This window comes from Cellulophaga sp. L1A9 (genome assembly GCF_009797025.1).
Taxonomy (GTDB): Bacteria; Bacteroidota; Bacteroidia; order Flavobacteriales; family Flavobacteriaceae; genus Cellulophaga.
Map to the genome: position 1 here is coordinate 3,391,944 of NZ_CP047027.1, position 16,057 is coordinate 3,408,000.

A 16,057-nucleotide genomic window follows, 5' to 3' on the forward strand; every position below is an offset into this window, starting at 1 on the left:
CTTCTAAAAATAGATGGCTAATAAAAAGGTTCCCTGTATTAATGATTTGCCTATTTCGAAATAAGAAAAACTTTTTGAAATAATTTTGATAACGTTCATATCTTTTGCTTTAGCACAAAAGAAGAACCTATGAGTTGTGTACTATTGAAGCCTAACTAATTACAATGAACTTAACAATGTTTTAACTCATGTATGTGTTCGTTAGTGGTAGTGTTTTCGACAAAGCTAGTGTGAAAACAATATTAAAAGCAAAGTGCTTTCTAAAACTTAAAAACAATTTATACTTAATATTATGAAGAAAATAGCTATAAACGGAATGGGCCGAATTGGCCGAACCGCATTAAAAGTAATACTAGATACACCAGAATTAGAAGTAGTAGCAGTGAACGATATTGCAAGTATCGAAAACATTGCTTATTTATTGGAGTTTGACAGTGTTCACGGAAAATTTGAGAAAACGGTTGAATTTGAAGACGGTAAACTAATTGTAGACGGTAAGACCATAAAATTTTTTAACGAAAGAAATCCAGAAGACCTTCCTTGGAAAGCGTTGGATATAGACGTTGTCATTGAAAGTACTGGTATTTTTACCAAATATGATGATGCGGACAGACATATTAAAGCGGGAGCTAAAACCGTAGTTCTTTCGGGACCAGCTAAGAGTCCAGAAATTCCTACCGTTGTACACGGGGTAAATTCCGAAGATGGTAAAACAAGTATTTTCTCTTGTGCAAGCTGTACCACGAACAACATCAGCCCGATTATAGAAATTATCGGCCGTCGTGTTGGAATCAAAAAGGCTATTATGACCACCATACATGCGGACACAAGTTCTAATGCTATGGTAGATTCGCCCAACAAAGGAAACTTTAGAATGGGGCGTTCTGGTATAAACAACCTTATTCCTACCACAACCGGGGCTGCAGTAGCTACCACCAAGGCATTACCTCAATATGTGGGTAAATTTGACGGAATGGCTGTACGTGTTCCGGTTGCGGTTGGATCCATTTCAGACATCACTATTGTAACCGAAAAAACGGTAACCGCAGAAGAAATAAATAAAATACTAGAGGAAGAAGCACAAACGGATCGTTATAAAAAGGTATTGCAAACTACCTATGCTCCGCTAGTTTCTAGTGACATTATAAAAAGCCCTTACGGGTCTATTGCTGATCTTTCATTAACCAAAGTTGTAGACGGAGACCTTTTAAAGGTGCTGGCATGGTATGATAACGAATGGGGATTCACTAATCAAATGATCCGTCAAATTCAAAGTTTATAACTCGTTTAAAACGGATGGATTACGCATATTTATTTTAAAAAAACAGGTCAGGCTTTTATAGTTTGACCTGTTTTTATTTTACGCTCATTTTTCTTTTTGGTCTCCATTATTACGTGCGCACGTGTTGTTATTTAGTCTTCAATTTCTTTTCCCATTGCAAACGGCTCCATATCTTCTGAAATAATATTTTCTGTAACGTGGTTTATGTAATTGCTCATTACTTTAAGAGAAATACCAACAATAACATCCATTACCTGCTCAGGTGAAAAACCTGCATTGTAAAATGCATCTAAATCTGATGCTTCAAGATGTCCTCTGTTTACCGTAATTTTTTCTGTAAGTGTTACCAGCGCATTCAACTTTGTATCCGTAACTGGCAATTGTTTACGAATTTCATTGATGGTTTTAGAGGATATTCCATTTTGTTTTGCTCCTCTTGTATGTGCTGCTATACAATACTGACATTGGTTGACCACACTTGAAGACAATAAAATTAAATTTTGTTCGCCCGTAGTGAATGATGTTTTGGCGAAAAAGGTTTTACTTAGATTGCTATATCCTTCCAATGCAGCAGGAGAACCTGCCATATATTTAAATAAATTGGAAATAGCTCCATTTTGTTCCTTCACTTTGGAAAGTATTTCCTTGGATGCCTTAGGCGCCGTTTCGATAGTATGTTTCGTGAATTTTTTCATGTTTAATTTTTTATGTGAAATCAAATCTTACAAGATCTCTTTCGTGTGTTTATAATTAGTTTCTACCCTTTCTAAAACCTTGTCCATTCTTCCGTGCAGTATCAATTTGCTTTTGAACAAAACTTAGCCTTTGCCACGGCCATCAGCAAAAGTGACTCCAAACAATAGTTCTCCAGCTATATACATGGTTGAGCTAGCGTATTGAGAATCTATAATTCGCTCTCTAGCATTATGTCACCGTATGCAAATTTGAAATAGTTGGTATTTATAAAAAGAAACTAAACGATCATCTGTGGTAGATTCGCAACCACTTGGGACAATACCGCTAAAATAACTAACGAATACTCTTCCTTATAGTAAATAATTATCAATCTGTTTAACGGCCTATTTCCAACTCATCAATATAATTCAATACATCATAATAATCGTGACGTTCGAAATCAGAAGTTTCTTGCCACATAAGCCCTAAGTTGTTATCTGTAATAGTACCATTCTCGTTTTTGGTAAAGGACATTTTTTTGCCTTTCAGATAATTTGCGCCTTGACCGCAAAGGGAATCATCTTTAAGGATTGCAGAAAAAAAATTATATCAGTATCATACAACGTGTACTGTCCTGTTGCAATCTTTACATAGTTGTTAGTTGTCAAACTATCCTTAGAAATAGCGATTTTCAATTTTTTGGTCTCCTTCTTTCTACAACCAATAAGGATGATTATGAAAATTACTTTTTTCATGCAGTTCTTTTTTATTTAAGAACGCTTTAATTTTAAATACTAGTTTATATCTCTAACAAGACGTACATAATTGTATGTACGTTCACCGCCTTCACCTAGATTGCCGCCTTCGTATTTGGTGTCGAATCGTACGGCACCGGCACCATGAAAATCTTTTCCTTCGTTGTTGACCGCCATACCAAAAGCAACATACCAGGCGTAAAAATAGGGTTCTCCACTTCTAAAATGCGCAGAAGTGCCGGTCCAATAATAACCAAAATCATCAGTGCCGGCTTCATTAGAAATCGGTGTACAAGTGAATATAGGGTCAATAGCTGGACCTTTATTTTTACTGTCTTTGGCATTAGGTGCAAAAGAGTAGTCTACAATACCTTGTAATTCTTTTACATTGGGCAAACGCCAATCGGTATAGTCAGCTATGTTAGTATTTTTGGCATAAACCAAAGCATCTTTCCAATTTAGACCTTTACCGCTATCTCCTTGTGTCCACATAAGTCCTGTAGCGATATCAGAAATAGTTCCGTCTTTATTATCGGTAAAATTATTTATTCCATAAACAGTACCTCTAACTGCACGCACATGCTTCAGTAGTGGGTTGCCTGTGGGTCTTTCTCCATTTTGGGGAGGTCTTCCATTTTCAGGAGGTGCCCCTTGTCCTGGAGGAGGTTGGCGATTTGGTGGCGGACCTTTATGGTCTTTCTCCTTATCTGGCGCAGCTGCCGGGTAGGCCTTTATATGTCCTGTCGCATGGTTTACACCAAAAGCAGCATTGTAACCACCTTCTTCTGTGTGACCAACATATGTATTGCTAGACCAGTATTGTTCACTTTTGTCTACCTCTTCATTGTTAACAAGGGAAAAATAATTGGTATCTAAATACGGCCATCCAGAATCAAAATTACTAATTGAAAATAATTCTTTTGCAGATGGCATTCGCCAATCATCATAACCACCAAGTTCTAAATTTTCACAATAATCTTTGGCATCTTGCCAATCAAAGCCTTCTGAACTAGGGATTTCTTGCCATATAAGCCCTGAGTTATTATCTGTAATAGTACCATTCCCGTTTTTGGTGAAGGACATTTTTTTGCCTTTCAAATAATTTGCATCTTGACCGTAAAGGGAAGCTTCTCTGGAGATTGCCTTAAGAATTTTTCCTTGGGTGTCATACAAAGTGTACTGTCCTGTTGCAATCTGTACATAGTTGTTAGTTTTTAAACTATCCTTAGAAATAGCGATTTCAGATTTTTTTGTCTCCTTATTTTTACAACCAGAAACAAATGCCATTGCTAAAAACAATAGGATGAACATACTTAGCAAATTTGCCGTTTTTATTGATGCTAAATTTTTCATGATTATTTTTTAAAGTTAATTACCTCCTGGACCGCCAGTACCTGGTTCTCCTGTTGGTCCCAATTCTCCTCCTATTTGTGTAACAGTGCTGTTTATGGTGAACGATTCACCTGAATCTGTTCCTCCACTATAAGTTCCAGAGGTGTATAATCCATTAACCTCAGTGCCATTGCTTACACTTCCTCCGGTATAGATAGTATACGTTTGATCTGTTTCTAATTTCGCAGTGGAATAAATAATTGTATTTACGTTATAGGGTACTTCATAAGTAAGGGCTTCCGTACCATCTTCCGATTGTATGTTTAATAACTGATTTGCATTTACACCATCAAAGATTACTGAGTTTTGTGTGCTTTCGCTCTCTGTAGGGAATGAAGTATTTAGTGCTAACCCTAAAATTGTTCCTCCAGTTATTTTAAATGTATTATCATCACAATCAAAACTACCATCGGGTTCATCGGTACGAACTGCTATGGCAATGGTCATACCACCTGTAATGGTAATACCTCCGTTACTATCAATGGCATCATTAAGCGTGGCGTAAACATAAATATTTCCCCCATTAATATATATATTATCACCCGCATTAAGACCGTCATCGTATGAATTGATGTTAATTGTACCGTCATTAATGGTCATTGTTCCTTTTGCTTCTATGCCTTCGCCTTCTGAAGTAGTTATTTCAAAATTACCTCCATTGATAGTTACATAAGGCGTAATGGAATCATCTGGTTCTTCCTCGTCGTCAATGTCATACGACGCTGCAATTCCATCATCAATTGCATTAATAGTAAAGGTTCCGTCGTTGATAATAATATAGCCTTCTTCACAATCCATTGCATCGCTATCTGCTGTTAAATTAAGTGTACCTCCGTCTACAATAATGTAATCGTTGGTGTGTATGGCATCAGATGCTGCCTCGGTAACTGTGATTGTTCCACTAATTATCCTAATATAATCATCACTGGCGATACCGTGCTTGTAGTTTCCTGCAACGTTAAGTGCTCCTGAACCACTAAAAACCAATTGCCCTTCGCTAAAAAATGTTGCTTTTGCATCTTCATCATCAGGAATAGTACTGTAAGTTGATGCATCGGTCAAGTTATTCGTACCCTCTAATATCACAAAAATGGTTTTAGAAGATTGGATGTTAATCGCGGGACCATCAGTATTCGCGATACTTAAATCACTTAACGATAATTTTAATTTCTTTTCACTATAAATTTTTAGCATCCCATCTGTTGTTGTGCCCGATATTTCGTAAGCCACTTCTGAAATAGTGGAATTAATAGTAATATCGGCACCATCTTGCGTAATGACTACATCATCAGGAACTGGGTTTGTAATTGTAGCCGATGTATTGGAAAATACAATTTGTACGGTATTTTCAAAAGTTGCATTTTCTACTAAATCATCTTCATCCGCACCTGTATTATCGGTATCTCCTTCAGCCGTTCCAGAGGTGTTTATGTTTGTGATGGCAATAGCGGTGTCATCATCAGCTACCGTTACAGTATCTTCATCATCATCACTACATGAACTAAAAGTTAATATAGAAGCGCTAAATGCTAATGCAATAAGGAGTAAATTGATATTCTTTTTAATTATTATATTTTTCATGGTTCTTAATCTTTATAGTATAAATATTAGTAATAATTCAACTGTAAATTTTAGTTTTCAATAAATGACCTTTAGTTCTCTGTAAACTAGATGTTATAATCTATTTTTGTTTTTATTAATTTTAGAAAACTGTGTCCCGGTATGTATTACATAGAATAATCATGTCTTGCATTAGTTGAGTTGCTAGTATAAATCTCTAACCAACCGTACATAATTATTGATTCTTTGCGCATCACCTTGAGGGCCGTGGCCTTTGGGCCAATCTTTAGGGTCACCAATTTTTGGGTCACTACGCTGCGCACCTGCTCCGTGTACATCCATCCATTTACCATCCATATATCCCATGGCCCTACCAAAAGAAACATAAGATGCGTTTCTACCTTTTGCCTCAGTAGACCAGTTAGAATGTGTTGTACTAGACCAATAAAAAGGATAGTCTTTCTGATCAGCTTCATTTTCAATTTCAGAACAATTAAAAAGTGGGTGTATTGCGGCGGATTCTGAAGTGTTAGGGGAACGGGAATAGTCAACGATACTCTGTAGCTCTTTTACGTCGGGCAACCGCCAATCAGAATACCCTGCAAATTCATAGTTTTCGGCATAGTTTAATGCTTCTTGCCATAATACGCCTTTCTGGTTGTCGTTTTGCATCCACATAAGACCTGTGGCCATATCTGAGATGGTGCCATCGCCGTTATCTTCAAAATTATTGATACCGTAATTCTTGTTCCCTCTTACATAGGTTACAAAAAACGTTTTATCACCAGGACCAAATGGCATCTTTAATCCGTAACCTTTTATACGACCATCGGCAAAATTAACACCAAATAATAGTTCTCCAGCTACATACATGGTTGAGCTAGCGTATTGAGAATCTATAATACGTTCTCTAGCATTAGTGTCTCCGTAAGCGAATTTGAAATAATCGGTATCTATAAAAGGAATTAATCCGTCTAATGATTTTGAATTATAACCGCTAGGGTCAACACCACTAAAAATTATCAAAGAAAATTGTTCTTTAATGGTAGGCAATCGCCAATCTGTATAGCCACCTAATTTGAAAGAAGCAGCACCAGCTGCTGCCTCTTTATAAGTCATTTTATCACTTGCCGTAATTTTTCCATCGCCATTTGTGTCGGGGCTCTGCTGCCACATTAAACCCGTAACTAGATCAGTTACCGTACCATCGTCATTATCTTTGTATTGAGGGGTGTTACCAGGGTAATTTGCATTTTGCCCATAAAAATCATCACCAATAGCTGGTGCTTTAATTTCAGTACTGTTGTCGTAGAATTTAGTCTGATTTGTACCAATAATAGGGTAATCTAAATTACTCTTGTCATTTTGTACAATACTATTAAGCCTTGAGTTTTTACCAGAGCTCAATAACAAAACAATGACTATGAGAACACAACAAAACCCGAATACGATTGATGTCTTTTTTTTAGGTTTTACAATCCGTTTCATAATGGTTCTGTTTAATTTAACTTATGCTAAATGTGAACGTAGCATCCAAGCAGTTTTCTCGTGTTGTTCCATTAAGCCAGTAATATAGTCGCTGATACCTTCAGCCTGCCATTTGTCTGAAATTGGTTTTATTTCTTCTCTAAGAAAAATAATAATACTTTCATGGTCTTCCAACAATTCTGAAAATATACTTTGACTATCATTTTTACCTTTTATTTTTTCGGTAAGATGTGTCATTTTTGAATAGTGTTCTAAAGTTGCAGGTACATAATGACCTATTGCACGTATTTTTTCAGCTACCGTATCAACAACCTCTTGCTGCTCTTCGTACAATGTTTCTAGATATAGGTGTACTGAATGAAAATCTGGACCTTCAATATTCCAATGGAAATTCAACGTTTTTGAATAAAGCACAAATTCATCTGCTAATATTTTTGATAACTGGTCAGCGATAGCTTGTCTGTTTTCTGCTGAAATACCTATGTTTGGTGTTTTCATGTTTTGTATTTTACAATTAATTATAGCTCAAAGGTATCATGATTGCGTAGTGATTAGGCTGATTTAAATCATGTTGCTACTTTTAATTATGAGCGTAAAATAAAAGACCAATAAAAAAGGAAACAGTACTATAAAACCTCCTTTTATTACATTTAAATTTTAGTATTCATACTCTTGCTTTTGCGATATCCATAGAAAAATAAAAATGCGATACCTGCACCCAAAAAAGCAAGAGCCATATCTTTTTGGGGATCCCAAACATCGCCTTGTATGCCCAAATAGGAAACGCCTTGTTCCACAAAGAAAACATCGGCTACCAACCATTCAATAATTTCATAAAGGCAACTGACAGAAAGCGTTGTCATTATGGGGAACAACAATGCAATTCTCTTAGGATATTTTAACCATTGTGAAAAGCATTCCTGCATAGGATAATAGAGCAAAAAGCCAAAACTAAAATGTACCAACCTATCATACTGATTTCTTGGAGAATGAAAGAGATCTTGCAACCAATATCCGAAGGTATTATCTGCATAGGTGTATTTAGAACCATAGACATGTAGACATAAAAAGATACAGATGAGCAAATAACTAAAGTTGCTGAATCTGTATCTTTTGAAAGTGAAAATTAAAAAAAGTAATGAAATCACCGTTAAGGTATTTTCAATATACCAATTAGAGAGATCTGTTGTTCCAATTAAAGAATTTAGCCATACAATGACAAAAAAAAGGCAAAAAAGAACAATCAACTTATTTCTTTTAGCAGGACTAGCGGTTCGTTTATTCATTTATTCTCTCGTTGGTGCTATATTATTTGAAATATAAAAAATAGCACTTACAACACTTCTTTCATGTGTTTGTAGTTTGTTTTTACCATTTCTAAAACCTCATCCATTCTTCCGCTCAAGATCATTTTACTCATAGATAGGGCATAACCTTTCATTTGGTCAAATTCCATTTTTGGTGGCATCGCTAATGCCTGTGGGTTGGTAAATACACTCACCAAAACAGGACCATCATGTGCAAACGCTTCTTCCAAAGATTGTTTTACATCTTCAGGTTTTGTAACCGAAATTCCTTTGAATCCCATGGCTTGTGCTATCATTTCAAAATTAGGGTTCACCATCTCCGTTTCATTATTAGGTAAACCTTCTACTTGCATTTCCAATTGTACCATTCCCAAAGAACGGTTGTTAAAAACAATTAGTTTTATAGGAAGGTTGTATTGCTTGATCGTTGCTAAGTCTCCTAATAACATAGAGAGACCACCATCACCACAAAATGCAACAACTTGTCTTTCAGGATAGGCTAATTGTGCTCCTATAGCCATAGGCATGGCATTTGCCATAGAACCATGATTGAAAGAACCTAACATGATTCGTTTTCCAGTACCGTGAATATATCTTGCCCCCCAAACACAACACATACCTGTGTCTACTGTGAAAACGGTATCATCATCAGCCATTTTATCAATGGTAGATGCCACATATTCGGGACTAATATGATGTTCAAACCCCTCATCTTTTACATAGACATTCAAGTTTTCTTTCACTTTTTCATAAAAGTCTAATTGAGCATCTAAGAAACTGGCATCTTCTTTTTCGTTGATTAATGGCAAGAGAGCCGCAATGGTATCTGTTATTCTTCCGGTCAATCCCATTTCTAATTTTGCCCGTCTCCCTAAGCGTTCTGGTTTTTCATCTACCTGAATTATTTTATTTTTTACGGGCATAAAATGTTCGTAAGGAAAATCAGTTCCTAATAATATCACGACATCCGATTCGTGCATGGCATGAAAAGCAGATGGAACACCGAGTAAACCTGTCATTCCTACTTCGTATGGATTGTTGTGCTGCATCCCCATTTTGCCGCGGAAAGAATATCCAATGGGTGCTTTTAGTAATCCTGCTAATTTTATAATGTCGTCATGAGCTTCCCTTGCTCCAATACCACAGTAAATAGAAATTTTTGGATGCTTATTCACCAAGTCGGCTAATTTTTGCATCTCATTATCTGCAGGGCGTAAAATAGTTTCGCTATGATAATTATACATAGACGTTGCACTTTCTTCAGCAGGCATGGCAGATACATCACCAGGCAAACCAAATACAGCAACTCCTTTTTTATGAACCGCATTTTGGATAGCAGCTTGCAACATGCGTGGTACTTGTTTGGGAGTACTGGCCACTTCATTGTAAACGCTACAATCATCAAATAATTTATAGGTATTTGTAGCTTGAAAATAATCAACACCAAATTCTGGCGTATTAATAGTAGAGGCAATAGCGATAATGGGAACTCCGGAACGGTTGGCATCGTACAGACCATTTATTAAATGCACATGACCAGGTCCGCTACTTCCGGCACAACATGCTAGACCGTCCAATTCTGCTTCCGCAGCAGCAGCATAAGCACCCACTTCTTCATGGCGAACATGAATCCATTTAATTTTTCCACTTCTTCTTACCGCATCATTCAGTTCGTTTAGACTATCACCCGTTACAGCATAAATTCTTTTTACGTTATTATTTACCAGCATCTCTACGATTTGGTCTGCTACTTTTTTTCCCATGATTGTTTTTTTATGTTGAAAGATGTTAAGCTACACGTTCCTGAATCAATTCTAGTAATTTAGAGGCATCTCCGTCAAATTTATTTCCGTTTACGAAAAAAGAAGGCGTACCATTAACACCGCTGCGAATGCCACTTTCAAAATCAATATCAATTTTTTCTGCAATATTATTTTGTCGCATATCCATTTTGAACTTTTGAATATCCAACCCTAAGTTTTCTGCACGTTGGACAAAATCGTTGGGTTGTAAATATTCTTGATTTTCAAAAATACTGTTGTGCATTTCCCAATATTTTCCTTGTAAAGCAGCAGCTTCTGTAGCTTTAGCAGCCTCACGAGCGTTTGTGTGTATTTCTGATAAAGGGAAATTACGAAAAACAAATTTAATTTGGTGACCAAATTCTTTCATTATTGTTTCTATAATTAGGTGTGCAGCACCACAGTAGCCACATTCAAAATCGCCATATTCTACAATTTCTAACCTGGCGTTTAAATTTCCTTTGATGTGGTCGCTATGATTAATTGCGGGATGTAAACTCATTTTACTCGTATTTATTTCTTTATTTTTTCGAGGGCATCTAAAATACCATCGGCTCCAGGATTAATGGCGGCTGGCGAAACGTAACTCCATTCAACAATGCCCCTTTTATTGATTACAAATAATGCTCGTTTGCATTCGCCTTCAGCTTCATCGTAAACACCATAGGCCTTCGCGACAGCACCTTTCGGTTCAAAATCAGCCAATAAAGGAAAGTGCAAATTCCGAGATTTACCAAATGCCATATGGCACCATTTGCTGTCAACCGATATACCGAATATTTCGGCATCATATTGTTTAAAATATTTTAAAGTTTCATTATATAATGCCATTTGGTCACTACAAACCGGACTCCAATCTGCTGGATAAAATGCAAGAATTACATTTTTGCCAATCATTTCAGATAATGATATTTTTTGGTCTGGTGTGGCATACAATGTGAAGTTAGGGGCGCTATCGTTTTTTTGTAACATATTTTTTTTTATTCTTTAAGGACTATTTAATAGCCAAATAATTTTCCATAAATCCCCTCTAAATCTTTTATAAAATCACTTTTTTTTTAGTTTGGAGGGTGTGTCTTAGCACGATTAAGTATCATTTATCAATTACTTAATTTAAACCTTATATTATGGAGTGATCACCAACTATTTCAGATAAAGGTAAGCCCCAGCTTGGCACCTTCCCACCTAAGGTTTGATACATTGTTTTAAAACCCATTTTTAAAATATACGGGGTATAGCCCATTTTTAAGATGCTGGTTTTTCCGCCCCACCATTCATCGGTATGCATATAAAACCCTTTGTGGCTACCCATATCTCCATAACATAATAGCATAGGGTGTAATGGATCTATTTTTTCCTCTTTTCCAAGAATTTCATTCGCAATAACTTTTGATGCAATTTCACACTCCATATGTCCTAAAGAACCTATTTTAGGTATGGTAACGGCTGCTGCATCACCTACGGCAAAAATTTCTGGATAATCGGGATTTCTCATAAATAAATCGGTAATAACAAAGCCTTGATCATCTACAAATGGAAGTTCTTTCATGAAATTATGGGGTTCCCAATTTGGAAAGATTATTTTCATTTCTGCTTCTAAGCTACTTCCATCTTTAAACGCAATACCTTCTTTGTAAATTCTTTTAATTCCTACGGTATTGGTTTTATAACCATAACCCATTTCTGATACCATTGGAAGTAATTGGTCAAGAATACCTTTACCAGCATCTTCTGCAATAACATCACCTGGAGTAAACAACGTAATATTCTTTGCGTCTCCTTTTTTATGTTCTTTTAACCAATCTGCCATAGAGAATGCTATTTCTACAGGAGGTCCTTCACAAGCAGCAAATGCAGTAGGTATTTTAGGAAGTTTTGGACTTTTACCTTGTATAAAACGATCAGACCCAATAGCAATGTGGCCACCTTTGTAATCATTGTTTAAATAATTACGAACTTCATTACCGTAAAAAGTGTCAGAAAAGGTATGACCAAATTCGGCAAATCCTTCAATTTTATCATACGCCAGTTTACAACCCAATGCTATAATTAAGTAATCGTATTCTATGTGTTCTTGAGCAGAACCTTTTCTTTCGTTAGGCGTAAAATATACCTTTTTTTGAGTGGCATCAATATGTTCAACTTCACCCTGAATGAACTCACTTCCATCTGATTTTAAGAATTTCTTAAATTGAAACTCCAGCGTATCTGCTGGATTGTTATTATTAAAAACTTCAATAGGGATATTAGGTATAAAGTTGATGTAATTTTTACGATCAATAACCGTAATCTTTATATGTTTACCAGCATCGCTATGAAGGTAGCGGGCCACTGTTAAACCAGCAAAATTGCAACCAAGGACCAAAACTCTTTTTCCGTTTTTCATAATATGATTTTTATTCAGTTTGCTTATTGTTTTACGACCAGTAAATCGCTACCTCGTGAGAGATTTTACGTGTTCATACGTTGCTTAGATTACATGATTATTTTTGTAAACGATAACATTGTTTTAAAAGAGCGGAACACTATTGGAGGAGGTCTCCAATTCGTATTCAATAATCAAATCCCTTTAGAAGTTAGCGGTTAAAGCCTTTTGCCCATTCCTTAAGTTTCTCTAATGGCTCATTAAAAAAGGAGTCGTGATGCTCTTCATCCTCTTCGCCTACAGGTAAAATATGTTCAAAATAGGTATTTTTTAGCACTCGTTTTAAAACACTTTCTCCTGGGAATGGTTTGTAATCGTTTAAGGCCTTTGCAGCTTTTAATAGCTGACGAATATCGTATTGACCAGCGGCAATATCTGGCACCTGTTTATTGAGATTCAGTAATTTATAAACAGCTATTCTCGCAGTTCTTACCGAAGTTTCTACGGTAAAAACAACATCGTTATGCGTTTCTACAAATTGTCCTACAAGGCCTAAATTTTTTGAGCCATGGGGCACTATTTCTGGTCTGTCTCCTACAGCTCTAGGCATAAACATGGACGTTATGTATGGCATGAAGCTTGTTTTAACTATGGTTTTTTCTATAATAGTATCTATTTGATCTTCTACTCCAATGTGAAAACATAATTCAGATAAAATTTCATTTCCTGTACTTTGCGGCATTGTTTTTTTAGTATAATTACCGTCTTTATCCATATATAAAGCATACAACCATATAACTAAAACATCATCTGGTTGATCAGGGAAGTGTGGTTGACGATTAATGGTAAAACTCATCAGCCAATTAGAATCGGTGATAGAAACTATTCCCCCAGTAGCAGCTTTACCAGAATAAGGATCGTTTACACAGTATTCCTTAATTTTTTCGGTTAAAGCTGAAGGGCGACACGTTAATGTAGCAGATTCCCAAGAAGATTTTTCAATTGAGCTACAGAATTTTTCCGGTTTACCAAATTCGGTAGATTTTGCCGCTAAGTTTTTCCATAGTTGCCATCCGGAACTCTCGCCACTTGTTGCGTTATCAATAGCTTTAATAGGAGCATTTATATTATCCCCATATTGGGTGTCTTCTGTCATGGAAGCCGTGGTCACAATTACAAAATCATTTTCAGTTACAGGGATTGTTACTTCTTTATCTTTTTGTTGGGTAATAATGCCTTTAACAACTTTTCCTTCTGTATTGATCTGTATGTCCAAATCTTTAACCAAGGTGTTGAACTGAATTTTAACGCCTTTAGATTTTAGATGTTCTGTTAAAGGTTTAACGAAGGTATCGTACTGATTGTATTTTGGAAATACCAAGCATGATAGATCTTTAAAGCCATCTATAAGATGTAAAAAACGGTGCATATATGATTTGCACTCTAGTAAACTGTGCCAGTTTTCAAAAGCGAACATGGTTCGGAATAAAGTCCAAAAATTACTTTTTAAAAATGAGTTGCTGAAATACCCTTCAACAGTCATATCATCTAATTCTTCTTTCTTTTTTAGTAAAAGCTTTACAATTGCTAATTGATCTAATTTGTCTAGGCCAAATTTGCTAAAATCTTGTATTTCCCCATTATTATGAATTAATCTAGCTTTTGAATAATTAGGGTCGTTATCATTAAGTAAACGAAATTCATCCAATACACTATATGGAGCGGGCATTTCTAAAGCAGGAATATCCTGAAATATATCCCATAGGTTTTCATAGGTCATTTCCATTTCTCTACCACCTCTAACAAGGTAGCCGTCTTTAGCATTTCCAGAACCATCCAGAGAGCCTCCTTCTACAGCTATTTTTTCAAGAAAAACAATGTTTTCACCGGGGATGTGCCCATCGCGAATAAAATAATATGCGGCAGATAGGCCAGCTATTCCAGTACCTACAATGTAAACTTTACTGTCTTTATAGGATTTAGCAGGAATACCTTTATTGCGTTGGTAATTTCCTGTAAGATCTGCAAAAGGCATGGGTTGATCTTTAGAATTATGTACTATTTCCTTGCTAGCATCTGGAGCGTGATCTACCTGCCCTGGGAATGGGGATGCATTTAATACTTTATCGAATTTTTCTGTTATTTTTCCCATTTTTTTTCTATTTATTTTAAGTGATACTGCCCGTAAAGCTATTGGCAGTGATTGTATTTTATTAATAATTAGGTTTAAGACAAACCTGTAGGTAATGCCGAAACACTCTAATTAAGGTGTTTTAGTAAAGCCGTATTATAGATTTTTACTCATTTTTTTAAGGTTAATACCTAAAAATATTCGAAAAATTCCTGCCGTTATTAACGCAAAGGCCGTCATGTACACAATGCTTAAACCTGCAATAAATGGATTTGCCAATAGTAAAAAGGAAAATAAGAGGGTAATAATGCTCCAAAAGAATAACATGCCCCAACCAGGTGTTCCAGCAGCTTTTAATTGAAAAGAAAGTCCAATGGATAAAATACTTTGGAACAATAACCAAAATCCGATATAGAGTGGTAAAATAGCCATGGTCATCAATGGATGGGTTAATAGTAAGATACCGATGATAAGGTCTAAAATACCTCCCACCAAGTACCAGCCCCAATCTTTCATTTCATCTTTATTGGAAATAGAAAAAGCAATCTGAAATATTCCAGAAATAAGAATAAATACGCTAAAAATAATACTCAAAGAGATATAACTTTCCATTGGCGTAAGCATTACCCATACTCCTATGAGTACATATAGAATACCTATTAAAATAGATATCCACCAGTTTTTTACTGTAGCTGGTGTTGAATTAAATAGTGTAGTTGCCATAATGTCTATTCATTAAATTATTTCACATTATTTTTAAATATATCTTTAAGCGCAGTACCTAGTTCATCTGTATCATGTTTAAACTCTCGCTCAAATGACTTTTCACTTTCTTCAGCATCTTCGTTGAACTCAATTAGGTTTTCTTTGAACCTTTTACTGCGTTCAGCTAACTTTTCTTTCAGATTATTATTTTTTTGCTCTAATTTATCTAGTTCAGCGTTCATTTTTTCACGCTCGTTTTTGGCTGATGTAGCCATTTTTTCCCGAAGATTTTTAATTTGTGTTTCCGTGTTAGCAATAACGAGTTCCGATTCACTTTCAAATTTCTTCCAATTTGCTTCTACAAGGGTCTTATTTTCCTTTGTGGCATCACTTGCAGCTTCTTTAAGGTCTTGGCCTGCTTCGCCCATATTTTCCTTTGCAGATTTCATTTCTTTTTTAGATTTTTCGCCACAACTAGTTACTATCGTTCCTGCCATAAGGGCTATTAAAGCCATTGATAACATGTTTATTTTTGTTTTCATAATTTTTTAATGTTTCTATTTGAGGGACAATACTATTGTTCCGTTAATTTTAG

At 35.8% G+C, this 16,057-nt stretch carries 16 protein-coding genes; 1 reads left to right on the top strand and 15 read right to left on the bottom strand.

The features are described from left to right. The first annotated feature begins 292 nt into the window (after positions 1–292). Positions 293–1,282: a type I glyceraldehyde-3-phosphate dehydrogenase gene (gap, locus tag GQR94_RS14960; RefSeq protein WP_158976451.1), complete on the top strand. Its 990-nt coding sequence runs from the start codon at positions 293–295 to the stop codon at positions 1,280–1,282. Between the two features lie 131 nt (positions 1,283–1,413). Here the strand turns inward: gap and GQR94_RS14965 are convergent, their stop codons facing one another. The 15 genes from GQR94_RS14965 to GQR94_RS15035 all read right to left on the bottom strand — a co-directional run bounded on the left by GQR94_RS14965 (position 1,414) and on the right by GQR94_RS15035 (position 16,004). Next, positions 1,414–1,977, bottom strand: a complete 564-nt coding sequence (locus GQR94_RS14965) for a carboxymuconolactone decarboxylase family protein (protein WP_158976453.1) — start codon at positions 1,975–1,977, stop codon at positions 1,414–1,416. Positions 1,978–2,353: 376 nt separating this feature from the next. After that, positions 2,354–2,491: a hypothetical protein gene (locus tag GQR94_RS14970; protein ID WP_158976457.1), complete on the bottom strand. Its 138-nt coding sequence runs from the start codon at positions 2,489–2,491 to the stop codon at positions 2,354–2,356. Positions 2,492–2,502: 11 nt separating this feature from the next. Further along, positions 2,503–2,712: a hypothetical protein gene (locus tag GQR94_RS14975; protein ID WP_158976459.1), complete on the bottom strand. Its 210-nt coding sequence runs from the start codon at positions 2,710–2,712 to the stop codon at positions 2,503–2,505. A gap of 39 nt (positions 2,713–2,751) precedes the next feature. Beyond that, complete coding sequence (locus tag GQR94_RS14980) at positions 2,752–4,065, bottom strand: DUF1566 domain-containing protein (protein ID WP_158976462.1); 1,314 nt, start codon at positions 4,063–4,065, stop codon at positions 2,752–2,754. A gap of 15 nt (positions 4,066–4,080) precedes the next feature. Further along, positions 4,081–5,685: a carbohydrate-binding domain-containing protein gene (locus GQR94_RS14985; RefSeq protein WP_158976464.1), complete on the bottom strand. Its 1,605-nt coding sequence runs from the start codon at positions 5,683–5,685 to the stop codon at positions 4,081–4,083. 183 nt (positions 5,686–5,868) lie between these two features. After that, on the bottom strand, positions 5,869–7,152 hold the full coding sequence (locus GQR94_RS14990) for a DUF1566 domain-containing protein (RefSeq protein ID WP_158976466.1): 1,284 nt from the start codon (positions 7,150–7,152) through the stop codon (positions 5,869–5,871). Positions 7,153–7,173: 21 nt separating this feature from the next. Continuing rightward, complete coding sequence (locus GQR94_RS14995; protein ID WP_158976468.1) at positions 7,174–7,650, bottom strand: Dps family protein; 477 nt, start codon at positions 7,648–7,650, stop codon at positions 7,174–7,176. Between the two features lie 152 nt (positions 7,651–7,802). Then, entirely contained in the window at positions 7,803–8,438 is a 636-nt protein-coding gene (locus GQR94_RS15000; RefSeq protein WP_158976470.1) for a DUF2238 domain-containing protein, read from the bottom strand. A gap of 47 nt (positions 8,439–8,485) precedes the next feature. Beyond that, positions 8,486–10,222 (bottom strand): thiamine pyrophosphate-dependent enzyme, encoded by a 1,737-nt coding sequence (locus GQR94_RS15005; RefSeq protein WP_158976472.1) that lies wholly within the window; start codon positions 10,220–10,222, stop codon positions 8,486–8,488. A 25-nt stretch (positions 10,223–10,247) separates the two neighbouring features. Further along, positions 10,248–10,763, bottom strand: a complete 516-nt coding sequence (locus GQR94_RS15010) for a DsbA family protein (RefSeq protein ID WP_158976474.1) — start codon at positions 10,761–10,763, stop codon at positions 10,248–10,250. A gap of 11 nt (positions 10,764–10,774) precedes the next feature. Next, positions 10,775–11,233, bottom strand: a complete 459-nt coding sequence (locus tag GQR94_RS15015) for a redoxin domain-containing protein (protein WP_158976476.1) — start codon at positions 11,231–11,233, stop codon at positions 10,775–10,777. 148 nt (positions 11,234–11,381) lie between these two features. Continuing rightward, entirely contained in the window at positions 11,382–12,647 is a 1,266-nt protein-coding gene (locus tag GQR94_RS15020; RefSeq protein ID WP_158976478.1) for an NAD(P)/FAD-dependent oxidoreductase, read from the bottom strand. Positions 12,648–12,837: 190 nt separating this feature from the next. Next, complete coding sequence (locus GQR94_RS15025) at positions 12,838–14,778, bottom strand: oleate hydratase (RefSeq protein ID WP_158976480.1); 1,941 nt, start codon at positions 14,776–14,778, stop codon at positions 12,838–12,840. Positions 14,779–14,913: 135 nt separating this feature from the next. After that, the gene (locus tag GQR94_RS15030; protein WP_158976482.1) at positions 14,914–15,480 is read right to left on the bottom strand and encodes an HdeD family acid-resistance protein; all 567 of its coding nucleotides are present in this window, start codon (positions 15,478–15,480) and stop codon (positions 14,914–14,916) included. A 17-nt stretch (positions 15,481–15,497) separates the two neighbouring features. Next, positions 15,498–16,004 (bottom strand): hypothetical protein, encoded by a 507-nt coding sequence (locus GQR94_RS15035; RefSeq protein ID WP_158976484.1) that lies wholly within the window; start codon positions 16,002–16,004, stop codon positions 15,498–15,500. Positions 16,005–16,057: the final 53 nt, after the last annotated feature.

Bases quoted from the DNA above. Each gene is read 5' to 3' on its own strand.
- gap (WP_158976451.1), top strand. From the start codon at position 293: ATGAAGAAAATAGCTATAAACGGAATGGGCCGAATTGGCCGAACCGCA.
- GQR94_RS14965 (WP_158976453.1), bottom strand. From the start codon at position 1,977: ATGAAAAAATTCACGAAACATACTATCGAAACGGCGCCTAAGGCATCC.
- GQR94_RS14970 (WP_158976457.1), bottom strand. From the start codon at position 2,491: ATGTCCTTTACCAAAAACGAGAATGGTACTATTACAGATAACAACTTA.
- GQR94_RS14975 (WP_158976459.1), bottom strand. From the start codon at position 2,712: ATGAAAAAAGTAATTTTCATAATCATCCTTATTGGTTGTAGAAAGAAG.
- GQR94_RS14980 (WP_158976462.1), bottom strand. From the start codon at position 4,065: ATGAAAAATTTAGCATCAATAAAAACGGCAAATTTGCTAAGTATGTTC.
- GQR94_RS14985 (WP_158976464.1), bottom strand. From the start codon at position 5,685: ATGAAAAATATAATAATTAAAAAGAATATCAATTTACTCCTTATTGCA.
- GQR94_RS14990 (WP_158976466.1), bottom strand. From the start codon at position 7,152: ATGAAACGGATTGTAAAACCTAAAAAAAAGACATCAATCGTATTCGGG.
- GQR94_RS14995 (WP_158976468.1), bottom strand. From the start codon at position 7,650: ATGAAAACACCAAACATAGGTATTTCAGCAGAAAACAGACAAGCTATC.
- GQR94_RS15000 (WP_158976470.1), bottom strand. From the start codon at position 8,438: ATGAATAAACGAACCGCTAGTCCTGCTAAAAGAAATAAGTTGATTGTT.
- GQR94_RS15005 (WP_158976472.1), bottom strand. From the start codon at position 10,222: ATGGGAAAAAAAGTAGCAGACCAAATCGTAGAGATGCTGGTAAATAAT.
- GQR94_RS15010 (WP_158976474.1), bottom strand. From the start codon at position 10,763: ATGAGTTTACATCCCGCAATTAATCATAGCGACCACATCAAAGGAAAT.
- GQR94_RS15015 (WP_158976476.1), bottom strand. From the start codon at position 11,233: ATGTTACAAAAAAACGATAGCGCCCCTAACTTCACATTGTATGCCACA.
- GQR94_RS15020 (WP_158976478.1), bottom strand. From the start codon at position 12,647: ATGAAAAACGGAAAAAGAGTTTTGGTCCTTGGTTGCAATTTTGCTGGT.
- GQR94_RS15025 (WP_158976480.1), bottom strand. From the start codon at position 14,778: ATGGGAAAAATAACAGAAAAATTCGATAAAGTATTAAATGCATCCCCA.
- GQR94_RS15030 (WP_158976482.1), bottom strand. From the start codon at position 15,480: ATGGCAACTACACTATTTAATTCAACACCAGCTACAGTAAAAAACTGG.
- GQR94_RS15035 (WP_158976484.1), bottom strand. From the start codon at position 16,004: ATGAAAACAAAAATAAACATGTTATCAATGGCTTTAATAGCCCTTATG.